Origin of the sequence: Mucilaginibacter pankratovii (assembly GCF_014773265.1) — a bacterium.
Lineage (GTDB): Bacteria > Bacteroidota > Bacteroidia > Sphingobacteriales > Sphingobacteriaceae > Mucilaginibacter > Mucilaginibacter pankratovii.
Map to the genome: position 1 here is coordinate 99,976 of NZ_JACWMY010000017.1, position 9,836 is coordinate 109,811.

The following is a 9,836-nucleotide window of genomic DNA, read 5'->3' on the forward strand; positions in this document are numbered from 1 at the left end:
AACATTTGACTATAAAAGAAAAGCCTGCAATCAAACGATTGCAGGCTTTTAGTCTGTTTTGATGCTGAATTCAGTGGAGCCGGAGGGAACAAATACTAATAATCCGTACGCTCTAAATCAATGCTTTATACATCAAGTTTTCGACAGGTCGCCTAATAGATCACCTCAAAAATTATTCAATTATCGCTAATGCTTATAATGTAAATATCAACGGTTTGTACAATAAAAATCAAGAATCGGAATTTACACTAACCTTGATTTTACATGTGTCAACGATAATGAACCGACTATTAAAAGGTCGTGACTGCCTCTGGATATATCTGATCCTGGTTATCCCCTTTTCTCGATGGCGTATTATACTTAAGGCCCCAAAGCATGATCGAAAGCAAAAGCGGGTTCGTGCGAATGTGCTCATTTGAGAATGAGTGTGTTTTATACAATTAATTTTTAATTTTGGCTTGTATTTAAAAAAAACCTTTTAGATTAGTGTATTAAAACCAACACGGCTCACCGTGCAATTATAAACTTTGCTTTCCTGATGTTAAATGACTGTTGCATAAAGACGCATTTATAAACTATTTAAGGATTTTTTTAACTAAATGATCAGCCTTATTACCCCCAGCATCCCAAAAGCTACGTCGGCACCGCAACCCGATGACGCATTTTTATTGCGACAGGTAGGCAACGGTTGTGAGCGATCTTTTAATGCCCTTTTTACGAAATATTGGGAAAAAGCTTACTCAGACGCTTTTAAACGAATAAAGGATACCGACCTTGCGAAGGACATTGTTCAGGAAGTGTTTATGCATATCTGGGTAAAACGCGAAACGCTCCATATCCTGAATTTACCCGCCTACCTCAATGTTGCTGTGAGAAACAAGGTATTCAAACAGGTGGAGAAGCAAACATTGCACAACTCTTTTTTTGACGTGCTGGACAATATTCCGTCTGAGCATTCCAACGCCGACGAAAACCTGCTTTGGAAAGAGTTTTTTGATTCTTACGAGGTGTTGGTAAAAAGTCTCCCGGCCAGTCGGCAAACCATTTTTCGCCTGCATTATCAGGAAGATTTAAGCACAAAAGCTATCGCGGCAGAGTTGGGTATTTCCAGGAAAACCGTTCAAAATCAGTTGGGGAAGGTAATGAAAAAGTTGAAAATATCTTTGCTGCCTTTGCTGCCGCTGCTCCTGTTTTTTCTTAAAACGGAATACTGAAAAATAAATTTAAAAGAGCGATGGGACATTGTTGCTTTTTTGGGTCATGTATACAACCGATTGCTCAAGCTTTTTTAAATGGAAAAAATATATTTTCTCGAATTGTTGGCGAAGCACCGCAAAGGCTTAGCTACCGCAGAGGAAAAACAGTTTTTAATAAAATTCTATGATGCTTTTGCGTCCGAAATGGATGTAATAGAATTGATGGGTACTGACGAGAAGCAAAAGCTAAAGCAGGATATTCAAAACGCCATATGGGGGGGGATTCAGCAGCAACAGAAAAAAAATGCGGTGGTATTAAAATTCCGGTATTTGCGCAAGGTTGCGGCAGCGGTATTTGTAATGGTTTGCGCTACCTGCGTATGGTATCTTACCTATAACCGGCATCCGCAAAATAGCGTTTCAGAGCCAGCAAAAATACAGCAATCGTCCAACGTTTTTGTTGTATTACCGGACGGCAGCAGGGTGATTTTGAGCCATGGCAGCAAACTTAATTACGAACCAGGCTTTGCTAAACGCGAAGTATTCCTTTCCGGGCAAGCTTATTTTGATATTAAACACGATTCGGCCCGGCCATTCATAGTACATACAGGCAATGTTTTTACCACTGTTTTGGGTACTGCTTTTAATATTAAAGCACTTCCCGGCGACAAAGTTATTACAGTGACCGTAACAAGGGGCAAGGTAAAAGTAAGTGATGAACGTAAACTGATAGGTGTAATTATACCAAACCAGCAAATTATCTACAATAAGAGTGTAGCAAGTGCAACCAAAACCCATATAAAAGCGGCTGTTTTTACCGGCTGGACAACCGAAAACGACCTTTATTTAGAGGACGTTACCGTTGCCGAAGCCGCCAGGTTGTTTGAAGAGCGGTTTAAAGTGAAGATTGTATTTGGTGACGATAGTATTAAAAATAAGCACTTTACTACTTCTTTTGATAGTGCCGCCAGCCTCGATCAGGCTCTTGGAAGCACCTGTGCTTTTAACGATGCGGTATACAGCTATAATAAAGAACGGACACTTATAACCATTAATGCAAAAACCAATTAAACCCTCAAGTATGAAGAAAATTTATCTAAAACGATCCGACCAGTTTTATTCCGAAGAGTGCCTCAAAAACTCGTTCGCATAAAAAACCCGCAGAATATTTCCTAGGGGAAGTGTACTCCGCGGGCCTGTTTGGCTGTCGACTGCAATCGATTGCCTTACATGTGTTTTAAATTTTTAAACTCAATCGAAGACATTAATCACTTAAAACGATCTAAAATTATGAATATTTCTACGATTTATGCGCACCTGCGGCATTTTGTCAAGTTTGTGCTCAGGTTGTGCTTGCCACCCAATCCCAATTTTAAATTAATTATGAGAACAGGGATAGTTTCCATATTTGTGTTCATCACCTCAATTCCTGTTTTCTCAGCTACCACAGCTAAGAGCCAGGATATTGATAAGGTGGAAGTTAACATCTCCCTCAAAAATGAATCGCTTGTGAAGGCCTTCCGAAAAATAGAAGCGCAAAGCCCGTTTCATTTTATGTACCGCAATGGCGATGTAAAAGACATTCGCAATTTAGAGATACCTGCGGAAAACCAGTCGGTTGCAGCATTGCTGACAGCTGTACTTGCAAATACTTCGCTTGTTTTTCAGCAAATAGACAACCAGATTTTAATTACGCGCGCCGGCACCGAGAATGCCAGGGGCAAAAACCTGCCCGGCGGCATTGCAGGAGGATTTAAGCAGGTAGCAACCGGCGTTATCAAGGGGATCGTCACCGATCTGAAAGGCAACACATTGCCCGGTGTAACCGTAAGCCTGACCGGAGCGGCTGCACTGGCAAAAGTTACCGATATTTCCGGTGCTTACAGTTTTTCTAACCTGCCTGCTGGTACCTATAACATCAGCTTTACGTTTGTGGGCTTCACTACCCTGTCCAAACCGGTTACGGTATCTGATGGAGAGGTGGAAACTGTAAATGCAGTGCTTTCCGAAAGTACCAATAGCCTTGATGAGGTAGTTGTGGTAGGTTACGGTACACAAAAGAAAAGAGAGGTAACCAGTGCCATTACCACAGTAAATGCCGAACAGTTCAACAAAGGTAATATCAGCGATGTTGCTCAGTTGCTGCAGGGTAAAGTTCCCGGTTTGTCCATTTCCCGCCCGGGTGGCGATCCAAATGGTGGTTTTGCTATTCGCCTAAGGGGTTTATCAACCCTTGGTGCAAACACACAGCCGCTGATTGTGTTAGATGGCCAGGTAGGTGCCGATATCAATACCGTTGACCCTAACGACATCAAGAGCATTGATGTGCTGAAAGACGGTTCTGCTGCGGCGATTTACGGAACGCGCGGTTCTGCAGGTGTAATCATCATTACCACCAAGTCGGGCAAAAAAGGTGCTTCTAAATTCACCTACAACGTGTCCGGAACCAGTGAAACACCTGCAAGGTTCACCAAGCATATGAACGCTGCAGAATTTAAGGAACTTGGTAAAGGAACCGATTTTGGCTCAAATACCGACTGGAATAAAGAGATTACCCGTACGGCCTATTCGCAGGTGCATAACCTGGGTTTCTCTGGCGGAGATGAACGCACTACGTACAATGCTTCTTTTAACTATCGTAATAACCAGGGTGTTGCAATCACCACGGGTTTCCAACAGCTTAACGGGCGTTTAAATATAAGCCACAAAGCACTGGATGATAAATTGGTATTCAATTTAAACATCAACACAACAAGCCGCAACTCGCAGTTTGGTTTCTCCGATGCGTTTAAATATGCCACCATTTTTAACCCAACAGCACCTGTTTATTCAAAGGATCCGCTTTACGACCTTACCGGTGGCGGCTACTTCGAATCGAACTTTGTTGATTATTCTAACCCGGTTGCTATGCTGAAACAGAACACCAACGAAGCAACCAATAAGAAATTTAATATTGGGGGAACGGTAAGCTATGAAATATTGAAGAACCTTAAATTTTCTACACAGTTTTACAAGCAAACCACCAGTAACTACCGCTCCATGTATTCGCCAACTGATGCCTTTATTTCAAGGGGATTCCCGTTGGGCAGCGGCTTTGGCCGGTCGGGTATTTCAGCCAAGTATGACGATGAGGCGGAGAATATTTTGTACGAGAATACCTTATCCTACGAAAAAGCGATTAGAAAATTCGAGCTTTCGGCTATCGCCGGATATTCTTACCAGGACTTCAAGTACACCGGTTTTGATGCCCAGGGCGGTAACTTTGTAACCGATGCTTCGGGTCAGAATTTTGCTGCGGCCCTCGATTTTAAGAACGGTATCGGTGTGGTAGAAAGCTACAAAAACGGAAACAGGCTGATCTCTTTCTTTGGCCGTGTAAAAGTGAATTATGACAACATTGCGTTCCTCTCTGCCAGTTTAAGGCGCGATGGTTCTACCGAGTTTGGTGAGAACAACAAATGGGGCCTGTTCCCGGCGGTAAGTGCCGGTTTGGATATCAGTAAGATTTTTGATATATCTTTTGTTACCAACTTAAAATTAAGAGGTAGCTATGGTGTTACCGGTGCCTTGCCACCGTTCCCTTACCTTTCATTAACCACGCTAAGCAACAGCGGCGGTACTTATTACGCGGGCGGCGGGGTTTACTCAAGTACCTATAGCGGCGTGCGTAACCCCAACCCTAACCTGAAATGGGAGAAGAAAGCTGAAACTGATATAGGTTTGGATTTCACCTTGTTCGATAGCAGGCTAACAGGTTCGATAGATTACTTCAACCGTAAAACAAACGATTTGATCTTTAACGTAACCGTACCATCTCCGCCGGCTTTGTTTAACAACACCTGGTTAAACATTGGCGAACTAAGCAACTCCGGTATCGAAGTGGCCTTAAGTTATGAAGCCATTCGCGGGAAAAACTTCACATGGACAACCGGCGGAAACATTTCAAGCTACCACGTAGTGCTTACAAAACTAATCGACGCGCTGAAAGGATCGTACGTGGGTGCAACCAACCTGGGTACACCGGGCCAGGAAGCTACACAGCTAACCCGCGCGGTTGCAGGCGAACCCATTGGTTTATTGTACGGGCCTAAATATGTTGGTGTAGATGCAAGTGGAGTGTACCAATATGACGACGGTAAAGGCGGCACGATCGGCCTGGCCAATGCTCCGCGCCAGATCATTGGTAACGGTTTACCTAAGTACGAATTTGGTATCACTAACAACTTTAAATACAAACAATTCGATCTTAGTTTCTTTCTGCGCTCTTCCATCGGGCACCAGCTGATCAACACGTACCGCGCGTTTTATGAAAACCCTAACGTGGCAACCAGTTACAACATTGTAAACACCAAATACTTTAATCCTAATGTAACAGACGGTGCAGCTTACAGCAGCTATGATGTAGAGAAGGCTTCTTTCCTCAAACTGGATAACGCTACGTTTGGTTATACATTCCGAATTGGAAAATCAAATAAACCGGGGATGATAAGCAGTTTAAGAGCTTTCGTTTCGGGCCAAAACCTGTTTACAATTACCAACTACACTGGTGTTGATCCGGAGGTACGGTATTCCGATTCCGGCAACGTACTGGCACCGGGTATTGATAGGAGAGAGACCTGGGTTTACACAAGATCGTTCACCCTCGGCGTAAACATTGGCTTTTAATAATATTAAGGTTTTTAATTAAAAATATTAGCGAATTATGAAACATACATCATTAACCAAATATTCGGTTCTTGCGGTTTTGTTTGTTGCCGCATCGTGCACCAAACTTGATGAGAACTCTCTGCTTTACGACCAGGTTACCGAATCGAATTTTTACAAAACTGATAAGCAACTGGCTTCTGCAGTAGGAGCGGCATATTCTTCCATATACGGCTACAATGGCGCATTTTTTAACCTAAATGAGGTTACTACCGATGAGGTAGTGGTACCTACACGCGGTGCCGACTGGGGCGACGGCGGCCACTGGGTACGTTTAAAAACACACACAACCAACAGCAGCGACTCACAGCCTGCCAACGGCTGGAACCTCGGCTTTGGCGGTGTAACCACCTGTAACAAGTTACTGGCTGCACTTGCGGTAAGCGACTCGCCAACGGCGGTTACCTACGTGGCCGAGTTAAAAGCACTGCGCGCCATTTACTATTACTGGCTGCTCGACCTTTTTGGTAATGTGCCTATCACTACCGATTTTTCTGAAACCGCTCCGCCGGCCACTAAGCCCCGTGCAGAAGTGTATGCTTTTATTGAAAAAGAATTGCTTGAGAATGTAGATAAATTACCAAAGGTTGGTACCGGCGATGGCCCGTATTATGGCCGTGTTACCTACTACGTTGTACAGGCTACCCTTGCTAAATTGTATCTGAACGCGCAAACTTACACAGGCACGCCTCAGTACGACAAAGCTTTAGCGGCTTGCGACATCATCATCAACTCTGGTAAGTTCCAGCTGATGAACAATTACGCGGACATCTTCTCCCGCAATAACATAGGGTCTACCGAATCTATCTGGGCTATCCCCTTTGATGGTGTAAAAGCAAAAGGTTTTAATATGAACATGGAAACCCTGCACCTGCAAAGCCAGAACACCTACCAGATGAACAATCAGCCCTGGAATGGTTTCGCCTCTGTACAGGAATTCTATCAGTCTTATATCGACCCTGCACAAAACCCGGGCCCGCAGGGTACTGTTGTGGGTTTAGATCCAAAGGGAACGCCAACAACCGGTACACTGGATAAAAGGATGCTGAACAACTTTATTGTTGGCCCGCAGTTTCAGGCCGACGGTGTTACGCCGTTAACAGATGGTGGTGCTGATAAAACCGATCCGGATGGCCAGCCTATTACATTGACACCCTATGTGAACGAGCTACAGCCCAACGCCTGGAGGCAAGCAGGTGCCCGCATTGGTAAATGGCAGTTTTACAAAGGTATGTTAACCGATTTGGATAACGATTTGGCTATTTATCGTTATGCCGATATCCTGCTGATGAAAGCCGAACTGCTTGCCCGTAAAAACAGCAATTGGAGCGACCCCGTTGCGCTGGCGCTGGTAAACCAGATACGTACCATACATGGCGGGGTTTCGCCATTGCCGGGCTTAACTGCAGAAACATTCCTGGCCGAACGTGGGCGCGAAATGTTTGCCGAAAGCTATCGCAGGCAGGATATGCTGCGCTTTGGAACATACAATAGCAAATACCGTTTCCATGATGCAGACGCAAACACAAATGTTAATATTTTCCCGATACCGGAGCCGCAGATAAATGCAAATCCAAACCTGAAACAAAATCCTGGTTATTAAAGTGATAGTATAGTTAATTGGTAATTGGTTCTACGGAAAGCAGATGATTTATTATTTGCTTTCCGTTTTTTTACAAACCGTTTTGTGCTACGTATGGCAGTGTTTGCCGGTGGTAGCTGCCTTTATAGGTATTAAGAAGATAACACAGCATTGCTGGGGGAATAGGATACATGATAAACGGTGTTTTAAGATATTGTTCGAGGTACGTTTCCCTTTTGCTGCTGAGGTTGCTTTCACGCCGTAGTGAACGCACAGGCATTGCGGCGATCTTACTTTCAGCAATATGTTTAATAGGTTGTAATAATACACCGCCGGCAACGGCCATTAAATTGTTTTCTGCGTTGCCCGCAACGGGCACCGGCATTGTGTTTGCCAACAATGTAACCTACACCGAACAGCTGAATGTTTATACTTACCGCAATTTTTATAATGGCGGCGGCGTGGCCATTGGCGATATGAATAACGATGGATTGCCCGATGTTTTTTTCTGCGGCAACCAGCAATCTAACAGGCTGTACATAAACGGCGGTAATTTTAAATTTACCGATGTAACTATTAAAGCCGGTCTCTCTTCGGCGGGGGTATGGTCTACCGGCGTTACCCTGGCCGATGTTAACGGTGATGGATGGCTGGATATTTATGTTTGTAAATCCGGAGATTTTTCCGGTAAAAATCGCAGCAATCAGCTGTTTATCAATAATGGTAACCTAACCTTTACCGAAAAAGCTGCCGAATATGGCCTTAATAACAAAGGATTGTGTACGCACGCTGTTTTCTTTGATTATGATAAAGATGGCGATCTGGACTGCTATCTGCTTAACAATTCCTTCCGCTCGGTAGGGAACTACGATTTGATAAAGGATCAGCGCAACATTCCCGATCCGCTTGGCGGCAACAAATTGTACCGTAACGATAACGGGCATTTTATCGATATTACCCAACAAGCCGGTATTTACAGCAGTAAAATTGGGTTTGGCCTGGGGGTAACTATTGCCGATGTAAATAACGACGGCTGGGAAGATATCTACGTATCTAACGATTTTTTCGAACGCGATTATTTATATATTAATAACAAAAACGGGACTTTTAAAGAATGCCTGCCCGATGCGATCAGGGAATTAAGTCTCAACTCCATGGGGGCCGATATTGCCGATATCAACAACGATGGTCTTCCGGATATTTACGTTACCGATATGCTGCCTGAGCCCGAACGCAGATTGAAGACAAAAACCGCGTTTGAGAACTGGGATAAATACCAGTCCGACCTGGATAACGGTTACTACCAGCAATTTTTGCGTAATGTATTGCAACTGAACCGGGGAACTGCGCCGGGCAGTACAACCCACCAGGTAAACTTCAGCGAGATTGGGCGCCTTGCGGGCGTGCAGGCTACCGATTGGAGCTGGGGAGCACTAATTACCGATTTAGATAATGATGGGTTTAAAGATATTTTTGTGAGCAACGGCATTTTTAAGGACCTTACTGATCAGGATTATATCCAGTTTATGGCCAACCCGGTAGAGGTGCGCCGGATGATGGGCCGCGAAAAAGAGGCGATTAAAAAGCTGATAGACCTGATGCCCTCAGAGGCAGTGCCGAACTATGCTTACCATAACAACGGCGACTTGACGTTCAGCAACAAGGCGGGGGAGTGGGGGCTTGGGGACGCAGGGTTCTCCAACGGCTCGGCTTATGGCGATCTGGACAACGACGGAGCGCTCGATCTGGTTGTGAATAACGTGAACATGCCTGCCTTTGTGTACCGCAACAATAGCCGTAAGCTCCACCCGGAGAACAAATACCTCAAGGTAGTACTTCAGGGCGAGGGCAATAACCGTTTTGGCACCGGCAGCCGTGTAACGGTTTATTATAACCATACGCTAAGCTACCAGGAGCAAATGCCCGCACGCGGGTTCGAATCCAGCGTTGATAACCGGCTCAACTTCGGGCTTGGGAAAACCAGCCTGATCGATTCGGTAGTGGTGCAATGGCCCGACGGAAAGCAAAAGCTGCTGAAAGCGGTGCAACCCAACCAAACGATCACCGTAAAGCAAAGCGAATCGGCCCGTCCGTTAAAAACGCCGGCAGCACCGGCGCCAAAAACCATGTTTGTGCAAAGCGCAGACAATTATGGCATCGGTTTTAAACATACGGAGAACGAGTACGCAGACTTTGACCAGGAGAAGCTTATCTTCCAGATGCACTCTACCGATGGGCCCCGGATGGCGGCAGGCGACGTGAACGGCGATAAACTGGAGGATTTTTACATCTGCGGAGCAAAGGATCAGCCCGGAGCGCTGTACATCCAAACCGCCGGGGGGCGGTTCAAAAAG

Annotated in this window: 6 protein-coding genes; 5 read left to right on the forward strand and 1 reads right to left on the reverse strand. The window is 44.9% G+C overall.

Translation table 11 applies throughout. The features are described 5' to 3' along the window. The first annotated feature begins 599 nt into the window (after window positions 1–599). From IDJ77_RS25720 to IDJ77_RS25735, 4 genes are all read left to right on the forward strand, one after another. A complete protein-coding gene (locus IDJ77_RS25720) occupies window positions 600–1,214 on the forward strand; it encodes an RNA polymerase sigma factor (RefSeq protein ID WP_191191869.1) in 615 nt (204 codons plus the stop codon). Window positions 1,215–1,292: 78 nt separating this feature from the next. Then, window positions 1,293–2,267 carry a FecR family protein gene (locus IDJ77_RS25725; protein WP_191191870.1) on the forward strand — a complete coding sequence of 325 codons (975 nt, stop codon included), beginning with the start codon at window positions 1,293–1,295 and terminating at the stop codon, window positions 2,265–2,267. Between the two features lie 312 nt (window positions 2,268–2,579). Next, window positions 2,580–5,861: a SusC/RagA family TonB-linked outer membrane protein gene (locus IDJ77_RS25730; protein WP_191191871.1), complete on the forward strand. Its 3,282-nt coding sequence runs from the start codon at window positions 2,580–2,582 to the stop codon at window positions 5,859–5,861. Window positions 5,862–5,898: 37 nt separating this feature from the next. Continuing rightward, on the forward strand, window positions 5,899–7,503 hold the full coding sequence (locus tag IDJ77_RS25735) for a RagB/SusD family nutrient uptake outer membrane protein (protein WP_191191872.1): 1,605 nt from the start codon (window positions 5,899–5,901) through the stop codon (window positions 7,501–7,503). A 70-nt stretch (window positions 7,504–7,573) separates the two neighbouring features. Here IDJ77_RS25735 and IDJ77_RS27740 read toward each other — a convergent pair whose 3' ends face one another. Further along, window positions 7,574–7,828, reverse strand: a complete 255-nt coding sequence (locus IDJ77_RS27740) for a hypothetical protein (RefSeq protein WP_224751237.1) — start codon at window positions 7,826–7,828, stop codon at window positions 7,574–7,576. A gap of 16 nt (window positions 7,829–7,844) precedes the next feature. Here IDJ77_RS27740 and IDJ77_RS25740 point away from each other — a divergent pair. Beyond that, window positions 7,845–9,836 (forward strand): CRTAC1 family protein (locus IDJ77_RS25740; RefSeq protein ID WP_224751238.1); only part of this gene is annotated, 1,992 nt, incomplete at its 3' end.

What these genes read in the sequence shown, in the direction of transcription:
- IDJ77_RS25720 (WP_191191869.1), top strand. Translation starts at nt 600, where the DNA reads ATGATCAGCCTTATTACCCCCAGCATCCCAAAAGCTACGTCGGCACCG.
- IDJ77_RS25725 (WP_191191870.1), top strand. Translation starts at nt 1,293, where the DNA reads ATGGAAAAAATATATTTTCTCGAATTGTTGGCGAAGCACCGCAAAGGC.
- IDJ77_RS25730 (WP_191191871.1), top strand. Translation starts at nt 2,580, where the DNA reads ATGAGAACAGGGATAGTTTCCATATTTGTGTTCATCACCTCAATTCCT.
- IDJ77_RS25735 (WP_191191872.1), top strand. Translation starts at nt 5,899, where the DNA reads ATGAAACATACATCATTAACCAAATATTCGGTTCTTGCGGTTTTGTTT.
- IDJ77_RS27740 (WP_224751237.1), bottom strand. Translation starts at nt 7,828, where the DNA reads ATGGCCGTTGCCGGCGGTGTATTATTACAACCTATTAAACATATTGCT.